General features: G+C 65.9%; 14 protein-coding genes. 13 read left to right on the forward strand and 1 reads right to left on the reverse strand.

Annotated features, from left to right (window positions below; translation table 11 throughout):
* Positions 1-6: 6 nt before the first annotated feature.
* The 3 genes from CKJ85_RS08425 to CKJ85_RS11890 all read left to right on the forward strand — a co-directional run bounded on the left by CKJ85_RS08425 (position 7) and on the right by CKJ85_RS11890 (position 9101).
* Entirely contained in the window at positions 7-3765 is a 3759-nt protein-coding gene (locus CKJ85_RS08425; protein ID WP_143340186.1) for a SpaA isopeptide-forming pilin-related protein, read from the forward strand.
* 179 nt (positions 3766-3944) lie between these two features.
* Entirely contained in the window at positions 3945-6611 is a 2667-nt protein-coding gene (locus tag CKJ85_RS08430) for a SpaA isopeptide-forming pilin-related protein (protein WP_095554047.1), read from the forward strand.
* Between the two features lie 66 nt (positions 6612-6677).
* The gene (locus CKJ85_RS11890) at positions 6678-9101 is read left to right on the forward strand and encodes a hypothetical protein (RefSeq protein WP_143340187.1); all 2424 of its coding nucleotides are present in this window, start codon (positions 6678-6680) and stop codon (positions 9099-9101) included.
* A gap of 221 nt (positions 9102-9322) precedes the next feature.
* On the opposite strand, the gene CKJ85_RS08455 is transcribed toward CKJ85_RS11890, so the two are convergent.
* On the reverse strand, positions 9323-9799 hold the full coding sequence (locus CKJ85_RS08455) for an inorganic diphosphatase (RefSeq protein WP_095554052.1): 477 nt from the start codon (positions 9797-9799) through the stop codon (positions 9323-9325).
* 64 nt (positions 9800-9863) lie between these two features.
* Here CKJ85_RS08455 and dacB point away from each other — a divergent pair, with 64 nt between their 5' ends.
* The 10 genes from dacB (at position 9864) to CKJ85_RS08505 (ending at position 18249) form a co-directional block, all read left to right on the forward strand.
* A complete protein-coding gene (dacB, locus tag CKJ85_RS08460; protein ID WP_095554069.1) occupies positions 9864-11141 on the forward strand; it encodes a D-alanyl-D-alanine carboxypeptidase/D-alanyl-D-alanine-endopeptidase in 1278 nt (425 codons plus the stop codon).
* Between the two features lie 2 nt (positions 11142-11143).
* Positions 11144-12052: a tRNA lysidine(34) synthetase TilS gene (gene tilS / locus CKJ85_RS08465; protein ID WP_095554053.1), complete on the forward strand. Its 909-nt coding sequence runs from the start codon at positions 11144-11146 to the stop codon at positions 12050-12052.
* 30 nt (positions 12053-12082) lie between these two features.
* Entirely contained in the window at positions 12083-12298 is a 216-nt protein-coding gene (locus CKJ85_RS08470; RefSeq protein WP_095554054.1) for a hypothetical protein, read from the forward strand.
* A gap of 90 nt (positions 12299-12388) precedes the next feature.
* Positions 12389-12979, forward strand: coding sequence for a hypoxanthine phosphoribosyltransferase (hpt, locus tag CKJ85_RS08475; RefSeq protein WP_095536349.1), 591 nt, complete (start codon positions 12389-12391; stop codon positions 12977-12979).
* A 52-nt stretch (positions 12980-13031) separates the two neighbouring features.
* On the forward strand, positions 13032-15497 hold the full coding sequence (ftsH, locus tag CKJ85_RS08480) for an ATP-dependent zinc metalloprotease FtsH (protein ID WP_095554055.1): 2466 nt from the start codon (positions 13032-13034) through the stop codon (positions 15495-15497).
* Entirely contained in the window at positions 15487-16059 is a 573-nt protein-coding gene (gene folE / locus CKJ85_RS08485; RefSeq protein WP_095275596.1) for a GTP cyclohydrolase I FolE, read from the forward strand. The genes ftsH and folE overlap by 11 nt, the downstream gene beginning before the upstream one ends.
* A 2-nt stretch (positions 16060-16061) precedes the next feature.
* The gene (gene folP, locus CKJ85_RS08490; RefSeq protein WP_095554056.1) at positions 16062-16934 is read left to right on the forward strand and encodes a dihydropteroate synthase; all 873 of its coding nucleotides are present in this window, start codon (positions 16062-16064) and stop codon (positions 16932-16934) included.
* The gene (gene folB, locus CKJ85_RS08495; RefSeq protein ID WP_095554057.1) at positions 16913-17287 is read left to right on the forward strand and encodes a dihydroneopterin aldolase; all 375 of its coding nucleotides are present in this window, start codon (positions 16913-16915) and stop codon (positions 17285-17287) included. The genes folP and folB overlap by 22 nt, the downstream gene beginning before the upstream one ends.
* Position 17288: 1 nt before the next feature.
* Positions 17289-17762, forward strand: coding sequence for a 2-amino-4-hydroxy-6-hydroxymethyldihydropteridine diphosphokinase (gene folK, locus CKJ85_RS08500; protein WP_095537929.1), 474 nt, complete (start codon positions 17289-17291; stop codon positions 17760-17762).
* 4 nt (positions 17763-17766) lie between these two features.
* On the forward strand, positions 17767-18249 hold the full coding sequence (locus tag CKJ85_RS08505; protein WP_331252971.1) for a DUF3180 domain-containing protein: 483 nt from the start codon (positions 17767-17769) through the stop codon (positions 18247-18249).
* Positions 18250-18251: the final 2 nt, after the last annotated feature.

The following is an 18251-nucleotide window of genomic DNA, read 5'->3' on the forward strand; positions in this document are numbered from 1 at the left end:
ACATCGATGCGTCACACCACCGCGCGTGCTCGATTTGCGCGTCCGGTGCGTGCGCTGCTCGCGGCCGTGCTGGTCATGGCGATCGGCACCGCCCCGGCCGGCGTGGCCGAGCCCACCGCCGACCAGTCTGTCCCGGATTCCGTGTCCACCGAGCAACCTGCTCTGGAAGCGGATTCCCCATCTGTTGACTCCGGTACTTTCGGAGCTAGCGACGACGGATCTGTCGCGGACGCTGCAACCCCCGCTGCCGCCACGGGCGCTGCAACCTCCCCGGCGGAGTCCTCGCCAGCAGCACCAAGCAGCGCTGCGCCACTTGGCCCGAATCCGCTTTTCCCGGGCACGGTCACCGAGGACGGCATCACCGTCAATCGCGACGGCGGCGTGGACACCATCCACGTCCACGATTCGGAAGGGGAGTTGTGGCAGTGGGGCGGGAAGGCCTCGAAGGAAAACGTCTTCGCGCTGACGCGCAAGGGCGAGGTCACCGAGGTGCTCTCCGTAACCGCCGACGGACGCGAGCTTGAGCGCAAGAAGTTCGGCTGGGTAAACACCAAGGATGTTGCCTTCATCGGCTTTGACCTGAACGCCCTGCACACGATCCCGCCGGTCGACGTGACGATCGAGGTCAAGACGAAGACTAAGGGCGACTACGAGATCGCGGAGAGCGAGGACATTCCTACCTCGCAGGAGTTCGCCAAGAACGGTTACGACCCGAAAGAAGAACTCGACTCTGAGGTAGAGGCGCAGCTGCGTGCTGCGGCGCCTGGCCCAATCCCAAAGCATTCAGGTATGCAAGATCAGAAATTGCGGATGGCCAACAAAAAATATGCTTCTCTGGGTGTGGAGCAGGAACTGAGCTACCTTGTTTACGAGTCAGGGACTTGGGATATGACCCGATTTGCATTGAAGTTTGATTGTAGTGTGGATGACACCAAGGGCATCGGGGAAGTGAACCGTATTCGGGTGGTTCGAAGCGGTAAAACTGTATACGATGAAACGTTCGGACCGGGTAAACCCGGTTACTGGACGAGGAACCGGACCAAACGCGACTACCTCGGCCGAGGGAATGAAGTTCCTTGTGACCGCGAGTACCACACGATTAGCGACCCGGGAAACGCTTTTGATTTCCAGGGGAAGCCCATAAAGCTCGAAGCCCGCGATCGCGTAATCTTCAATTTTGATGGGCCGAACAGGGACGATTATGCAGCGGAACTCTGGGGACAAAATACACTGACCGGAATTCCGGATGGAAATCAGAACAACAAAAACTGGAAGAGCATTACTTCACGACCGACTGGTAACGAGATTGTTTCGCCTACCCACTCGACTACTAAGAAAAGTAGTGGGAGTGGCTTTAGCGTGGTTGCTGACGAGTTTCAGCTCGGAGGTAAAGAGGGTGGGTCGATCCAACAGATTAAGTACTGGTATGACCAATCTGATGTGAAGATATACGCTGTGAACCAATCGGGGAATAGTAATTTCCAGGTGAAAATCGGCAATATCGTTGACACATCGCAAATGAAGCCCGAGAAGAAGATTCTCGAAGACGGATCCGTGGTGGCGAGTACTGTGAGCTCCACGTTGCCGACTATTGGCTGGCAGTACGGGCTTCCAGGCTTTGACGACTTGTACGTCCAGATTACGACGCCCTTCGTGCATCAAACCTCTATCACTGGGGAAAAAAATCCGCTCGAAATCGAATTTGTGAACGGTAAAGGTGAGCCCGTCTATGTCGACGTCCCGGCCGGCGCGAAAACCTACCTGCAGTACCGAGCGAACATGCCGAATTCTGACAGATTTCAGCCGGATCCAACAAAGGCAAGGATCGAAGTGCTGGGTTATCCGAATGGTAAGGAGAATACAGAGGAGGGGCCTGCTATCGAGACCCCTAAGGATCCCGACGAGACGGGCATACCCGTCGAGGAGCAGCAGAAAGTTTGCTCCCTGCAAGGCGGAACAGTATGGGTTGCGCGATCTGCGCATAGCAACCAAAACAACACCTTCAACGAGCGAAATACCACCGATCTTTTTACTCAGGAATACGGGTCGACCAATTTTAAAAAGGTGGGATCGACTTCCAACTGGGTATACAACGCACTGTCGTACAACCCTCGTGACGGGTACTTGTATGCAATCAGCCAAGGCCGTGTGAAGTCGATTGGTTCGACGAGTAACCATGGGCAGGCATCATACGGAGTGACTTACGATGAGGACCCAAGGTACCCAGCTGGACACTTGCTCCGTATTAACCCTACTAATGGTGTGGTAGTTGATAAGGGCAAGATAAACGGTATCCAAGCCAAGGACCCAGGGCAGTGGCAAAATGACCTATGGGGTGGCATTACGTCAGGCGTGATCCGGGCGGATGGAAAGTACGTGTTCTCGAACTCGTCGCAGTCGGGTACGAAAGATATTTATGTCCTTGGTTGGAACGATCAGTCGAAAACCTACAGTCTGAATGCCTCTAGGAAGACCGATTGGAAGGCCCAATCCAACGATTTCACGTACGTAGGTGACGGCTCCGGGAACTGGGTGTACGGTATCCGCAATGGATCGACCCTCTTGGAACGCGTGAATATCGAAAATGGCGCAGTGCAAACGTTTGACCTGTCCACAGTGAAGGATCCGCTCGGCCGTGACTTTGTGCGTGGTATTTATGGCACGGCATGGACCTACGGAAACGGTAACCTCGGCTTCGGTTTGAATGGTCAGCAAAAGGGCTACCAGATCCAGATTGTGGACAACGAGAATGGTTTTTCCGCCAAGATTGTGTCACAGGTTCCGATGCCAAACTCCCAGTCGAATGATGCGGCCTCGAACGCGATTGTTGCGTCCCATACTGACCTCAAAGCGACTAAGGAGCGAATTGGCATCAGCGAGGATGGGACTGTCACGTGGGAAGTGACCGTAGAAAATATCGGGCCGTGTGCGTCAACCGGCTTCACGCTGAACGACCTCGTGCCCGGAGACTACAGTGACGTGAAGGTAATCAGCGCGGAGTCTGAGCAGACCCCCGGATGGATCGGCAAAATCGACGAGTGGGTAAGGGGCAACCAGGTCTTGTCCATCCACGGGCCTTTGCAGAAGGGACAGAAGGCTTCCGTTCGGATCTCTGCAAAGTTGAAAGAACCGCTGCCGGTCAATGAAGATAAATGCACGCCACAAGCTACCCCTCCAAACCTGGTCACGATCCTGGGTAATGACGGCGATGATGTTCCGGAGAACAATACGGAAGTGAAAGATGGTCAGGGGACCGTCCCGGACGACTGCAACAGCAAGATTCAATTCAACCTCGTAAAGGTGGAGGCTGACGGCGGTCAAACCCCGCTCAATGGCGCAGAGTTCTCAATCTTCGCTGTAAATCCAGACGGATCTCGCGGGGCGCTCGTAGCTAGCATGGATCAGCCCAACGAATCGGGCTACTTCGCTGCGGAGCTTGTAGCAGATACTTCCTACGTGCTCGTAGAGAACAAGGCTCCGGCTGGCTTCAGTTTGCTTACCGAACCGGTGGCTTTCAAAACCGTCCGCCCTACAGCGGATAATCCGAACGCCACTGTGAAGGTCGAGCCCGGCTCCGCAGGCGTGAACCTCATTGTTGATCCGGAGAAGCAGAAGCCTGCAGAGGTGTTCGTCCAACTCGCCAACGTCCGCCAGGGCAACCTGCCGAAGACGGGTGGACACGGCCTGCAGGTGCCGCTGGCGCTGAGCACCGTGCTGATGCTCTTCGGTGCAGCGCTGGCGCGCAGGAGGGCCGTCCAAGTTTAGGCTAGGCATGGACTTTTCAAACCGTTAGACTTCTCCGTGGTGATCGGGTCGCCCTCGCAGGGGCGACGCACCCCGGAGAAGTTTTTCCTTTGCCCAGTTCAAGACCGCTCTCCGTTGCAAGGCGACGGAGGCTCGGGACGGATGCCCACGACAATCCAGACAGAGGAGGTACCGACCACATGCGCACACATGGTGTTCCAGGCATCAGCGGGAAGCGGAAACGGGAACTGCGGGCGCTGCTCGCGGCACCGACCGCGGCGTGCGTCGTCCTCTTCTCTTCGGCACCGGTGTCGGTGGCTGAAACAGAGACCGAGACGTCTGCGGAGGCGACAACCGCGACCAGTGACGTGGAGCAGGCGGACGACCGGACCCCGGCAAGCACAGCAAGCGCGGAAGAACCGACCGGGTCCGAGACCGCGACGAGTACGCAGTCGGAGGTTTCGGGGGAGTCTAAGGGTGGGGGCGTGGGGGCGTCGATAAGCAATGAGCCCATCACCGTCGAGCGCGACGGGGAGGTCGACACCGTGCGCGTGCACGACCCTGATGGCGAGCTGTGGCAATGGGGTGGCGCAGCATCGGCGGAGAACGTGTTCGCACTGGCGCGTGACGGCGAGGTGGGCGAGGTGCTGTCCGTGACCGCCGACGGCCGCGAGCTGGATCCCGAGGATTTCAGCTGGGCGAATACTGAGCGCGGCGCGTTTGTGGGGTTTGACCTCAATGCACTGCACACGATTCCGCCGGTGGACGTGACCATGCGCGTGCGTGCCGGCGAAGCGGGGGAGTACCGGGTCGCGGAAAGCGACGAGATCCCGGCGAAGCGCGAGTTTGTGGGGTTTGCGGAGGGCGAAGAGGCGGTCGCGCCCGGCGCGAGGGCGGCGACGCCGTACGCCGCGACCAGCACGATGGGGCTGCCCGCGGGCCAAGCGTGGTCGGTGGAGCAGAAGCTGGCAACCACCGAAACAGTGACGGGCACGGCTACGCTCCCCGCCAGGGACGACGGCGACAAAGAGGCGATGGGCTTCGGCGGGGTGAAGCGCTTCATGCGCACCACCGCGAGCGGGTCGCGGCCGGACACGGTGGTCCCCGCGGGCAGCAGCCCCACGCTTGCGGTGACAAGGATACGGGTGATGACCACCTCGCCGAGCGTGACGTTCCCGGTGGGCAAGATTGCGCTGCTGAAGAATACGCGCAGCTGGTACTCGCTGGAATCGGCGAAGGTGACGCCGATCGTGGAGGGCGGCGTGACGCGTGGGTACGACATCCAGCTGTTCGACCCCGAGTCCGACACCCTGTACAAGAAGGTGGACATCTGGAGCGGGAACCAGCTTGCCGTGTCCTTTGAAAAGATGACCGGCATCCCGCCGGCGAGCAACTACGCGCTTGAGGTCTACGCCTCGCACCCGGTCACGCAGGAGAGCGCGGGCGATTACGCGTGGGGCAATGCCACCGACCCAGAGAAGCGACGCACGACCGTCACCCCGTCCGGTACAGACGGGATCGCGCGCGCCCGTGTCACCCGCACCACGCAGGAGGACGGCGTGCTGGAAGGCGAGGTTGCGGCGGCGGTGCAGTCGCAAAACGGCTACGCGCTGGACGGCGGCGAGACGCTCACCATCACCGGCCCGGACGGCAAGGTCCTCTACACGTGCAAGGCGGGGGAGGACCCGTCGTGCGGGATCGCGGCCATCCCGGCGCAGGGGCAGACGACGGGCAAGGGCGGGGTGAAGTTCACGCTGCCGCAGCGGCTCTACGTGCCCAAAGGGTCGACGGTGGCGGTGACCATGGATTTCCGCAAAGATCCCGCCTTGCCGGTGGCGGACCGGTACCTGCGCGGGCCGTCCGGTCCGATCCAGCTGGACTACATGCTCACGCCCGGCGCGCCGAGCGACCTCGCCGTGACCAAGCGCAACGCGCTGCCGGGTGACCCGGGCGTCGCCGACCAGTTGCGCGTCGCCCGCGACGCCATCCGCGCCACCGGCGCCAATCCCGCCGACTACCGGTTTTGGGCCATCGACGTGAAAAACGCGGGCACCACCGAGGTCCCCGGAGCCACGCTCACGGACCCGCTCCCGACCGGGTTCGACCCCGCCACGGCCGGCGCCCTGCCCGCGGCGCTGATCCGCGGGTCGCGGCCGGCGGGGGAGAAGCTGGCGTCGACAAGCACTACTGGCAACGGCGCACTCACCGTAAACATTGGGGCGCTCCGACCAGGCGAGACGGCGCGCGTCCTCGCGTATGCCCGCGCCACCGGCACCTGCACCCCCAACACCGTCACCGCGCGCAACACCGGCGGCGAGCTCACCCCGGCCGACAACGTCGCCACCGCGCCGTGCCCCGTGCAGCTGCGCGTGCGCAAGGTGGATCACCAGGATCGCACCGTGGCCCTCGAAGCCGGCCTGGAGCTTCGTCCGCTTATCGACGCCCCGTCGTCCCCCATTCCCCTCACCCCAACCCCCGACGGTTTCCTCACCACCGGAGCCGCCCTCGAGCGCGGCCGGGAGTACCAGCTTGTGGAGACGAAGGCGCCCGCCGGCTACTCACTGCTCGCCGAGCCGATTGTGCTGCGCGTCGTGCGCGAGGGGGAGACGGACGTCCTTGAGTTCCGCGGACCCGACGGCGCGTTTTCTCAGGATTCGCCGATGGTGGGGCTGTGGGCGGGTGCGCCAGGGGAGAACGTGCAGCTCATCGACGCCGCGAACACCGTGAGTGTCTCCCTCGCCAACGTGCGCCAGGGGAACCTGCCCAAGACTGGTGGTGCGGGGCTTATGGTGTGGGTGGGCGTGGCGTTAATAATGCTCAGCGTTGGTTTCTGCGGGCTGTACCGGCGCGCAGAGCGAACTGGCTAAACGGCGGGGAGCGCTGTACTCTTTCTAAGAACGCCGTTAGTCATCTCTTAAAAAGGTCGTCTCCCCGTGTCTTCCCGAAAGTATCTCGCCGCCGCGCTCGGCGCCTCCTTGCTGATTGTCAACGCTCCCTCCGCGCACGCGTACAGCGGAGAGATCGATCCACTCGACGCGCAGTGCAGGACTGATACTGCGCTGGCGAACCAGGGGAAGGAGCTCCCGGACGTGGAGCGCTACTTCTTCGGCTCGAACCAGAGCAACATCCACGGCAACACGCTCAAGGTCTACAACACCACCGCCTACGGCGAGCACCTGGAGGAGGCCATGGATGCGTGGATCGACGCCACCGGCGGGCTGCTGCGCGTGGAGTACGTGGACCACCGCGACCCCGAAGCCGTGATGCTGGAACTTGGGGACCTGCCTGGAATTACTGCGGGCCGCCAGCAAGGCACGCCCGGCAACAACCCCCGCGTGACGTTAAATCAGTCGTTGTACGCCAACCCAGCAAACGTCCACCATGCCAGCATGGTGATGACGATCGCCCACGAGATGGGCCATGCCATGGGGCTCGCGCACTCCTGCAGCGGGGCGCTGATGAAGAACGGCACAAACCGGGGCAAGCTCGGCTTGACCCCGCAGAAGCTCGACGTGCAGATCCTGCTGCAGACGCACCCGCAGCTGCGGGAGATGGGCGGGCAGCCGATGACGAGCGAGGCGTCGCAGCCGGCGGAGGAGACTTCAGTTTCGGCGGAGCCGTCCGCGGAGACTTCGGCGGAGCCCGAGCCGTCCGTCGAGCCGGAACCCTCGGAGACCTTCGTGCCGGAGACTACGGAATCCACGGCGACCTCGGCGGAACCGGAACCGTCAGCGGAGCCGGAACCAACCGTGGCGCCCGAGCCGTCGGAAACTGCCGCGCCGGAGACCTCAGTGCCGTCGCCGGTTGCCACCACGACGGAGCCGACACCAACGGAGCTGCCGCCTATCGACGTCCCCAAGCCCGCCACCATGGCAGACGCTGAGCAGGCCGTCGAAGACTACTCGGAGAAGTACCAGCAGGCACTTGCAGACGCCAAGGCAGCGGAGGACGCAGGCGATGCTGCACGCGCCGCAGAGCTTCAGCAGCACGCCGACCGGTACCTCGCCGCGTTCTTTGAGGCTGCCGACAACCGCGATGCGCTGGAGGCGGAGCTGAAGGCGAGCAGCGAGCCAACGTCTGAAGCTACTTCTGAGCAGCCGAAGCCTGCGGAGGAATCTACCCCGGCCGCCCCGACGACTACTACGGCTAAGCCTGTGGCTTCGAAGCCGCAGTCGACGACGTCGGCCGCCGAGTCTCCGACGAGCAAGGCGACCACGCCAACTCCGAAGACAACTGCGGATACGCCGAAGACGTCCACTAGGCCTGCAATGACGACGCAGGAGACGTCGACGACATCGGCGGAGGCGTCCACGACGGTTGCGCCGACGACCACTAGCGCGAAGCCTGTGGCCTCGAAGCCGCAGTCGACGACGTCGGCCGCCGAGTCTCCGACGAGCAAGGCGACCACTGCCGCGAAGCCCGCTCCGAAGACAACTGCGGCGACGTCAAAGACGTCCACCAAGCCTGCAATGACGACGCAGGAGACGTCGACGACATCGGCGGAGGCGTCCACGACGGTTGCACCGGCGACCACTACCGCGAAGCCTGTGGCCTCGAAGCCGCAGTCGACGACGTCGGCCGCCGAGACTACGACGAGCAAGGCGACTACTACCGCGAAGCCCGCTCCGAAGACAACTGCGGATACGCCGAAGACGTCCACTAGGCCTGCAATGACGACGCAGGAGACGTCGACGACATCGGCGGAGGCGTCCACGACGGTTGCGCCGACGACCACTAGCGCGAAGCCTGTGGCCTCGAAGCCGCAGTCGATGACGTCGGCCGCCGAGACTACGACGAGCAAGGCGACCACGCCCGCTCCGATGACGACAGTGGCAACGCCCAAGGCAACCACTGAGCGAGTCTCAACGACCACTGTTGCGAAGCCGGTGGCGTCGACTCCGCGGGAGTCCACGGCGGAGGTGACGGATGTGTGGGCGTCGACAAGCACTCAGGCGCCTGCGACTGCGAAGGAAACGGCGCCTACCGTTGGCCCGGTCGACGTGGCGGAGTCCGCGCCGACGGAAACTCGCTGGCCGTGGCCGGCGCTCCCGGAGCGCCCGACCAGCACGACCAGCCCGACCAGCGAAACCACCAGCGTCGCAACCCCGACCAGCGCCACCCCCGAGCCGACCGAGGGCACCACCGCGACGACGCAGCCGACGGTGACCACCACGCCGACGGAGCCGGCCGACGCCCAAGATGCGTCCGGCAGTGCGTCGAGCGAGCGTGAGGGGTCGAGTGGTGGGACCATTGCCGCGATCGTGATCCCGCTGGTCCTGGGGCTCATCGGCATCCTCGGCGCCGGGTGGGCGTGGGCCGGCGGCCTGATTCCGGGGGTTCCGGCGCCGAATTTCTAAGCGCGTCGAAAAACCAGGATGGTAACCAGAGGATGGTGATTAGTCGAGTAACGTCTCGCAAACTCGCGGCTGTTACTCGGTTGATCACCATCCTGATGTTCCCATCCTCTGGTTACCATCCTGTCGCCTCACCGCGCGAATGGAGCCACCCGCCCCCGCAAAAAACAGCAAAAGCCCGGGCCGCCAAAAACGGCAAGCCCGGGCCAGCAAAGCAAAACGCGTTACTTCTTGTACGCCTCGATTGCGTCCTGCAGGATCTTCTCCGCCTCAGCCTTGTCGCCCCAGCCGGAACCGGTGACTTCCTTGTTCGGCTCCAGGTCCTTGTAGTGGACGAAGAAGTGCTCGATTTCGTTCTTCAGGAAGTCGGAAACGTCGGAAATGTCCTGGTAGCCCTCGTAGCGGACGTCGTCGATGACGCAGAGCAGCTTGTCGTCGCCGCCGGCCTCGTCGGTCATCTTGAACACGCCGATCGGGCGCGCGGCGACAACAACGCCGGGGAACACGGGCTCCGGGGTGATGACGAGTGCGTCGAGGGGGTCGCCATCGTCGGCAAGCGTGTGCTTGATGTAGCCGTAATCGGCGGGGTACGCCATCGGGGTGAACAGGTAACGGTCCAGGTGGACGCGGCCGGTCTCGTGGTCGACCTCGTACTTGTTGCGCGAGCCCTTCGGGATTTCGATGATGACCTCGGTAGCCATTGTTGCTCCTTTGCTTCGAGTGATGGTTCGGCTCACCATCATACGTGGGCTAGGGTTAGTGCCCGTGAAAGTATGGACTTGGGTAGTGGGCGCGCTCGCGCTCGGAGCTGTCGGCACCGTCGCGGGGTTCGGCGTCGCGGCGCAGCGCGATCTCGCATCGCTTGAGCACGCGCCGGCCTACGCGCTGCAAGCCCCGCCCGGTCTCCTCACGCCCGCGGAGGGCGCGCCCGTGGATGAGCAGTTGCTTATCGACGCCCTCTCGTCCCCCGCCGCAAACCCGGACCTTGGGACCTTCCACGCCCGGATTTCCAACGCCGCCACAGGCGAGGTCGTCTTTGACCAGCACGCGGACGAGCCGCTGCGGCCGGCGTCCGTGACCAAGATCCTCACCGCCGCGGCCGCGCTCTACCAGCTGGGCCCGGAGGATACGCTGTCCACCGCGGTGGTGCGCGGCGCGAACCCGGGCGAGGTGACCATCCTGGCCGGTGGCGACGTCTGGCTCGACGACGCCGCCCTGGACGCGCTCGCAGCCCAGGTCAGCAACGTCGGAGGCGCCGTCGACACCGTCACCATCGACACGTCCTCCTGGGACGGCATGGAGGAATACCCCGAAAGCTGGGACCCGGAGAACGTGGACGCCGGCTTCGTGGCGCCAATGCAGCCCGCGATGCTCTCCGGCGGCCGGCTCGGCGGGGCGACGGAGGGCGACGTCCCGCGCACCCACACCCCGGCCCTGGACGTGGCGGAAGCGCTGGCGAACCGGCTGGGGGCGGCGAACGTCGCCGTCGCGGATGGGCCGGCGCCCGCGGACGCGGAGGTCGTGGCGTCGGTGGAGTCGCCGACCCTGCTCGAGCGGATGCGGGTGATGATGCGCAACTCCGACAATGTTTACGCCGAGGCGATCGGGCGCGAGCTCGCGCTGGCGCGCGGCACGACCGACGCGCCGCAGGCTGCCCTGGACACGCTCGCGGAGCAGGGCTTCGACGTCAGCGGCACCACCCTCTTGGACAACTGCGGGCTTTCGGACGCGAACCGCATCCCGCCCGCGCTGCTTGATGGCGTTCTACTCTCCTCAGCCACCGAAGCACCGATCCGCGACCTACTGGGCACCCTGCCCGTCGCCGCGGGCGAGGGCACCCTCGCCTCCCGCTACGGCGACCTGGCCGGCCGCGGCTGGGTGCGCGCGAAGACCGGCACGCTCGATGAGACCTCCGCGCTCGCAGGCACCGTCACCAGCGTGAACGGCAACGTCTACACCTTCGCGTTCATCTCCAACGACTCGTCCATCCTGGAGGCGCGCCAGGGGATGGACCAGCTCGCCTCCGTCCTCCGCGACTTCTAGCCATGGCCGCGCAGCCGTTCTGGCCCCGCACCTCGCCCCACTTCCTGGCCTGTCGGCGCGCCGTCCGCGCCGCCCGGGCCGCAGACGCGCCCGCTGCGCCCGTGGTCATCGGCCTGTCCGGCGGGCCCGATTCGCTCGCGCTCGTCGCCGCCGCGGCCGCTGAAGGCATCCCGGCGCGTGCCGTGGTGGTGGACCACGGGCTGCAGGAGGGCAGCGGTGGCGTCGCAAAGCGTGCCGCCGAGCAGGCGCGAGGCTTCGGCGTCCCGGCCGAGGTCGTGGAGGTGGCGGTGCCGCGCGGCGGGAACCTGGAGGCCGCGGCCCGCGAAGCCCGCTACGCCGCGCTCTTCGCCCACGGTGGCGAGGTATGGGTGGCGCACACCGCCGACGACCAGGCCGAAACGCTGCTGCTCGGCGCGCTGCGCGGCAACCCGTCCGGCATGGCGCCGCGCGCCGGGCGCCTCGTGCGCCCCTTCCTGCCCATCCGCCGCGCGGATACGGTCGGCGCGTGCGCCGAGCTGGGCGTGACCCCGTGGGAGGATCCGATGAATGGGGACCCCGCGTTTCGCCGAGTAGCGCTGCGCACGCGCATCATCCCCGCGCTCACCGAGCTCCTTGGTGGCGACGCCGTGCCGCCTCTTGCGCAGACCGCCGACCGGATCGCGGCCGCGCAGTCGCTTCTCGACGCCCCCGCGACCACCTCCTGCGACGAACTCGCCGCCCTGCCCAGCGCCGTGCGCCGCTCCCGGATCCACGCGTGGCTTGTCAGCGCAGACGTGCGCCCCAACCGCGGGCAACTCACCGCCATCGAGCGGCTCATCACGCATTGGAACGGTCAGGTCGGCGTGGACATGGCCGGGGGAGTGCGCGTGCGCCGGGTGGGCGGCGAGCTCACCCTCGAGCGGCGCGGGTAACGCCGCTTGAGGCGTTGCGCGATACTCAACATGACCGCGATCGCTCTCGCCGCTCCCGCCGCTCCCGCAGCAGAACATCCCGCGATCCCGGGCTCCTCCTGCGGCATGTTCACTGGCTCGTCCACCCTCTCCTCAGACCCCGCTCTCTTCTTTGCCAACCCGGTCGCCGCGCTGATCGGTGCGCTGCTCGCGCCGTTCCTGCAATACGGGCTGGATACCCGCCCGCCGGAGGACCGCTGCAAGTAGTCCTCCCGTTGTTGTCGCAGGCGGGGAAGAGGTGGCAGTATGAAGGAGTTGTAAGCCAACAGGAGATGGAAGGGCCCAACCATGACCGAGCTGTACACAAAGAAGGATTTCAACGTCCCCGCGAACCGCTACGGCGACGACGTTGAGGCCATCCTGCTGACTGAGGACGACCTGCAGGCCCGCATCCAGGAGCTGGCGGACATGGTCTCGGAGAAGTACAAGGACGCCGAGCAGGACCTCATCCTGGTGTGCGTGCTCAAGGGCGCGGTCTTCTTCCTCACCGACTTTGCCCGCAAGCTTTCCATCCCGGCCGAGATGGAGTTCATGGCCGTCTCCTCCTACGGCAACTCCACCACCAGCTCTGGCGTGGTGCGCATTTTGAAGGACCTGGACAAGGAGATCGCCGACCGCGACGTGCTCGTGGTGGAGGACATCATCGATTCCGGCCTGACCCTGTCCTGGCTGCTGAAGAACCTGAACGGCCGCGGCCCGAAGAGCCTCGAGGTCATCACGCTGCTGCGCAAGCCCGAGGTGCAGACCGCCAAGATCGACCTGCTCGACGTCGGCTTTGACATCCCCAACGAGTTCGTCATCGGCTACGGGCTCGACTACGCGGAGCGCTACCGCGACCTCCCGTACGTAGGCACGCTGCACCCGCGCGTGTACTCCGAGGGCCAGTAGGCCCCTCCAGGCGACAACTAACTGCGACGACAAGTAAGACCCAAAAAACTGTATGACTAAAAATAAAAACGTGTTGCGGTGGGGCATTTTCGCCGCCATCGCGCTCATCGCGCTGTACGTCCTGACGCTGTTTGGAGACGACACGCGGAATTACCAAACGGTCGACACGTCCGTTGCCGTCGAGCAGCTGCACAACTCCAACGCGCAGGAGGTGCAGATCGACGACCGCGAGCAGCGCGTCCGCATAGAGCTGCGCGAGCCGATCACGGTGGACGAGCACGAGGGAGTCGAAGCCATCTCCGCCCAGTACCCGGCGCGCGCCACGCAGGAGATTTTCGACGCCGTGCGCGAGTCCGGGGCCGACAAGTACAAGACGAACGTGACGCAGGAGTCCTTCCTCCTGTCCATGCTGGGCTTCATGCTGCCGATGATCCTGGTCTTCGGCCTGATCTCCTACATGATGTACCGCATGCAGGCCGGCGGCGGCATGTTTGGCATCGGCGGCTCGAAGGCGAAGCAGCTGACCAAGGACAACCCGACCAACACCTTCGCGGACGTCGCGGGCGCCGACGAGGCCGTCGATGAGCTGCAGGAGGTCGTCGACTTCCTCATGGACCCGGGCGTCTACGAGAAGCTGGGCGCGAAGATCCCGCGCGGCGTGCTCCTCTACGGCCCTCCCGGCACCGGTAAGACCCTGCTGGCCCGCGCCGTGGCTGGCGAGGCCGGCGTGCCGTTCTACTCCATCTCCGGCTCCGACTTCGTAGAAATGTTCGTTGGCGTGGGCGCCTCCCGCGTGCGCGACCTGTTCAAGCAGGCCCGGGAGAACAGCCCCTGCATCATCTTTGTCGACGAGATCGACGCCGTCGGCCGCCAGCGCGGCTCCGGCATGGGCGGCGGCCACGACGAGCGCGAGCAGACCCTCAACCAGCTGCTGGTGGAGATGGACGGCTTCGGCGACCGCGAGGGCGTCATTCTCATCGCGGCGACCAACCGCCCCGACATTTTGGACCCCGCCCTGTTGCGCCCGGGCCGCTTCGACCGCCAGATCCCGGTGACCAACCCGGACCTGGCCGGCCGCGCCCAGATCCTCAAGGTCCACGCCAAGGGCAAGCCGTTGGCCAAGGACGTCTCCCTCGACGCGCTGGCCAAGCGCACCGCCGGCATGTCGGGCGCGGACCTGGCCAACGTGCTCAACGAGGCCGCCCTGCTCACCGCCCGCGTCGGCGGCAACGTCATCACCACGGACGCGCTCGAGGAGGCGACCGACCGCGTGATCGGCGGCCCGCGCCGCTCCACCAAGATCATCTCCGAGCAGGAGAAGAAGGTCACCGCCTACCACGAGGGTGGCCACACCCTGTCCGCGTGGGCGCTCAAAGACATCGAGCGCGTCTACAAGGTCACCATCCTGGCCCGCGGCCGCACGGGCGGCTTCGCCATGACCGCGGACGAGGACGACAAGGGCATGTACAACCGCAACGAGCTGTTCGCCCGCATGGTCTTCGCCATGGGCGGCCGCTCCGCCGAGGAGCTCGTCTTCGGCGCGCCCACCACCGGCGCCTCCAACGACATCGAGCAGGCCACGAAGATCGCCCGTGCGATGGTCACGGAGTACGGCATGACCTCCTCACTCGGCGCCGTGAAGTACGGCCAGGAGCAGGGCGATCCGTTCTCCGGCAAGGGCGGCGGAGGCTCGCTGGAGTATTCGCCGGCCGTCGCCGCCAAGATCGACGAGGAAATGCAGGCGCTTCTCGACGAAGCCCACCAGGTGGCCTACCGCACCCTCGAAAAGTACCGCGACCAGCTGGACGCGCTGGCCTCCGCACTCTTGGAGAAGGAGACCCTGCGCCGCCCAGACCTAGAGCAGCTGTTTACTGACATCGAGCCTGTACGCCCCGAGCTGCCCGCCCACGACGCCCGCTTCCACCAGCAGATCGGCCGCGAGCCGGTCAAGACGCCGGTGGAACTGGCGAAGGAGCGCGGTGAGGAGCCGCCGAAGCGCTTCTCCATCCTGGAGGCGTCGAAGGCGACGCGTGAGCGCCGTCAGCGGGAGCGCCAGCAGCGTCAGCAGGGCCAGCAGGGCGGCAACCACTGGCGCCCGGGCAAGCCGGGTAACGACGGCAACGGATCGTCGCAGTGGACTCCGCCGACCGGCGGCAGCCGCCCGAACTACGGCGGCCCGACGCCGCCTCCGGGCTGGACCTACCCGGGGGATGACCAGCAAAGCCAGCAGGGCCAGCACCCGGGGATGCGGAACTACGCGCCGACCCTGGACCAGCCCGCCCAGCCGGAGCAGCCGGACAACGAGACCGCCGAGATCGGCTTCCGCCTCCCCGACAACGAGCGCCCCGACGAGTCGTACTACAACGATGATGCGGAAGGCCGCGGCGGCAGCACCGCCTACCGCCCCGCGTCCGAGGACACGACCCGCCAGCTGCCGCGGCACCGGAAAGAGGACCGCGACAGCAACAGCGACAACCACCCCACCGACCCAGAGGACCGACCCAACAATGACCAATAAGTTTGACCAGCAGCGCGCCGAAGCCGCGGTGCGCGAACTGCTCATCGCCGTGGGCGAAGACCCGGACCGCGAGGGCCTCAAGGAGACGCCAGCGCGCGTCGCCCGCGCCTACGAGGAGGTCTTCGCCGGCCTCCACACCGACCCCACCGAGGTCCTGGAGAAGACGTTCGCGGAGAACCACCAGGAGCTGGTCCTCGTGCGCGACATCCCGATCTACTCCACCTGCGAGCACCACCTCGTGCCCTTCTACGGCAAGGCGCACGTGGGCTACATCCCAGGCAAGGACGGCAAGGTCACCGGGCTGTCCAAGCTCGCCCGCCTCACGGACATGTACGCCAAGCGGCCGCAGGTGCAGGAGCGGTTGACGGGGCAGGTGGCTGACGCGATCGTCGATAAGCTTGGTGCTTCCGCAGTCATCGTGGTGGTCGAATGCGAGCACCTGTGCATGGCCATGCGGGGGATCCGCAAGCCCGGCGCCGTGACCACCACCTCCGCGGTGCGCGGCGGCTTCCAATCCAACGCGGCCTCGCGCGCCGAGGTCATGAGCCTGATAAGGAGCTAGCCATGGTCAGCGTGGCCGATCTCACTGCGCCCGGCCGCACGACGGTGATGGGCATTGTTAACGTCACCGAGGACTCGTTCTCCGACGGCGGCCGCTGGCTTGCCGCCGACGACGCGATCGCCCACGCGCACGAACTCGTGCGGCTCGGGGCAGACATTATCGACGTCGGCGCCGAATCCACCCGACCCGGCGCCACCCGCGTCCCGGCCGAGGTGGAGGCGGAGCGCGTCCGCCCCGTCATCGCGGCGCTGCACGCGGACGGGATCCGCACCTCGGTGGACACGATGCGCGCGTCGACGGCGCTCGCGGCTGCCGACGCCGGCGTGGACCTCATCAACGACGTCTCCGGCGGCCTCGCCGACACCGACATGTACCGCGTCATGGCCCAGACCCAGCTGCCGGTGTGCCTGATGCACTGGCGCGCCGACGCCTTCGTCAACGCCTCCGGCGCCGCCGACCACGGCGGGGACGTGGTGCGCGACGTCCACCAGGTGCTGGGCGAGCTGGTGGATAACGCGCTCGCCGCCGGCGTGGCGCACGACCAGATCACGCTCGACCCCGGCCTTGGCTTTGCCAAGACGGCCGCGGACAACTGGGCGCTGCTCAACGCGCTGCCGGAATTCATCGCCGGCGAGTTTCCCATCCTGGTCGGCGCGAGCCGCAAGCGCTTCCTCACCGGGGTGCGCAAGGAGCGCGGCCTGGAGCACGGCCCCGTCGACGCCGACCCCGCCACCGCCGCCGTCACCGCGCTGTCCGCGCACTACGGCGCGTGGTGCGTGCGCGTGCACGAGGTCGCGGTCTCGCGCGACGCCGTCGACGTCGCCGCCAAGTGGCGCGAGGGAGGTGCGCACTCATGGCCGACCGCATCGAACTGAAGGGCCTGCAGTGCTTCGCGCACCACGGCGTGCTCCCGCACGAGACCGAGTTTGGCCAGGCCTTCACCGTGGACCTCACCTGCTGGGTCGACTTCGCCGAGGCCGCGGCGGGCGATGACCTGACCAAGACCGTCAACTACGCCGAGCTCGCGCAGCTCGCCTACGACGTCTCTGCGGGCACCCCGCGCCAGCTCATCGAGACCGTCGCCACCGAGATCGCCGACACCGCCATGGGCCGCTTCGACGCGCTACACGCCATCGAGGTTACCGTGCACAAGCCGCACGCGCCGATCCCGCTCGTCTTCGACGACGTCGCCGTGGTCTGCCGCCGCAACCGCAAGCACAGGAGGTAGCATGCGCGCCGTCATTTCCGCAGGCTCCAACATGGAGGATTCGCGCGCGCACCTCGCCTCGGTGGTGGATCACTTCGCCGACTCGCTCGTCGTCGCCAGCTCCCTCTACGCCACCGCCCCCTGGGGCAAGACGGACCAGCCGGACTTTCTCAACCAGAGCATGCTTATCGACGCCCCCCTCACCCCCACCCAACTCCTCCGCGAATGCCAGGCGCTCGAGGAGGCTGCCAACCGCGTCCGCGTCGAGCGCTGGGGGCCGCGCACCCTGGACGTGGACATCGTGGACATCGCCGGCTACACCTCCAACGACCCGGAGCTGACGGTGCCGCACCCGCGGGCGCACCTGCGCGCCTTCGTGCTTGCACCCTGGCTGGAGATCGACCCGGACGCTACCCTGGGCGGCGAGCGCGTCGCCGACCTGCTCGCCCGCCTGGACCCGGCGGAGCGCGACGGCGTGCGCAGACTGGAGGGCTAAGAGGATGAGCAGCGAGGGCATGCGTCGCACGTCCTACGCGGCGCTGATCGGGACGGCGGGGTTCTGCGCGGCGGCCACATTGATTCTGATGCGCCGCTGGTACGGGGCGGTGGCGTCGATAGGCGCTGCGGTGCCGTCGAGCCTCTGGGTGCTGGCGCTGGTGTGCGCGGTGCTCGTGGTGGTGGTGAAGCGAAGGCGCTCCGACGGGCGGGTGGGGCTGGACCGCTCGCAGCTCAACCCGATGATGGCCGCGAATTTTATGCTGTTTGGCAAGGCGTGCGCGTGGGCCGGCGCGGTGTGCGGCGGGGCGTACCTCGGGCCGCTGGTGTACGTGGTGCCGCGGCTGGGCACGCTCGCCGCGGCGGGGGAGGACCTGCCGGGGCTCATCGGCGGTGTGGTCGGCGGCCTGCTGCTCGCGGTGGCGGGGGTGCTGCTGGAGAAGGCGTGCGAGGTGTCGCCACCCTCGTCGGGCGAGGGCGTTAGCTAAGG

Origin of the sequence: Corynebacterium sp. NML 150383 (assembly GCF_002285085.1) — a bacterium.
Taxonomy (GTDB): Bacteria; Actinomycetota; Actinomycetes; order Mycobacteriales; family Mycobacteriaceae; genus Corynebacterium; species Corynebacterium gottingense.

Bases quoted from the DNA above. Each gene is read 5' to 3' on its own strand.
- CKJ85_RS08425 (WP_143340186.1), top strand. From the start codon at position 7: ATGCGTCACACCACCGCGCGTGCTCGATTTGCGCGTCCGGTGCGTGCG.
- folE (WP_095275596.1), top strand. From the start codon at position 15,487: ATGACCAATAAGTTTGACCAGCAGCGCGCCGAAGCCGCGGTGCGCGAA.
- CKJ85_RS08505 (WP_331252971.1), top strand. From the start codon at position 17,767: ATGAGCAGCGAGGGCATGCGTCGCACGTCCTACGCGGCGCTGATCGGG.
- folB (WP_095554057.1), top strand. From the start codon at position 16,913: ATGGCCGACCGCATCGAACTGAAGGGCCTGCAGTGCTTCGCGCACCAC.
- ftsH (WP_095554055.1), top strand. From the start codon at position 13,032: ATGACTAAAAATAAAAACGTGTTGCGGTGGGGCATTTTCGCCGCCATC.
- tilS (WP_095554053.1), top strand. From the start codon at position 11,144: ATGGCCGCGCAGCCGTTCTGGCCCCGCACCTCGCCCCACTTCCTGGCC.
- CKJ85_RS08455 (WP_095554052.1), bottom strand. From the start codon at position 9,799: ATGGCTACCGAGGTCATCATCGAAATCCCGAAGGGCTCGCGCAACAAG.
- folP (WP_095554056.1), top strand. From the start codon at position 16,062: ATGGTCAGCGTGGCCGATCTCACTGCGCCCGGCCGCACGACGGTGATG.
- folK (WP_095537929.1), top strand. From the start codon at position 17,289: ATGCGCGCCGTCATTTCCGCAGGCTCCAACATGGAGGATTCGCGCGCG.
- CKJ85_RS08430 (WP_095554047.1), top strand. From the start codon at position 3,945: ATGCGCACACATGGTGTTCCAGGCATCAGCGGGAAGCGGAAACGGGAA.
- CKJ85_RS08470 (WP_095554054.1), top strand. From the start codon at position 12,083: ATGACCGCGATCGCTCTCGCCGCTCCCGCCGCTCCCGCAGCAGAACAT.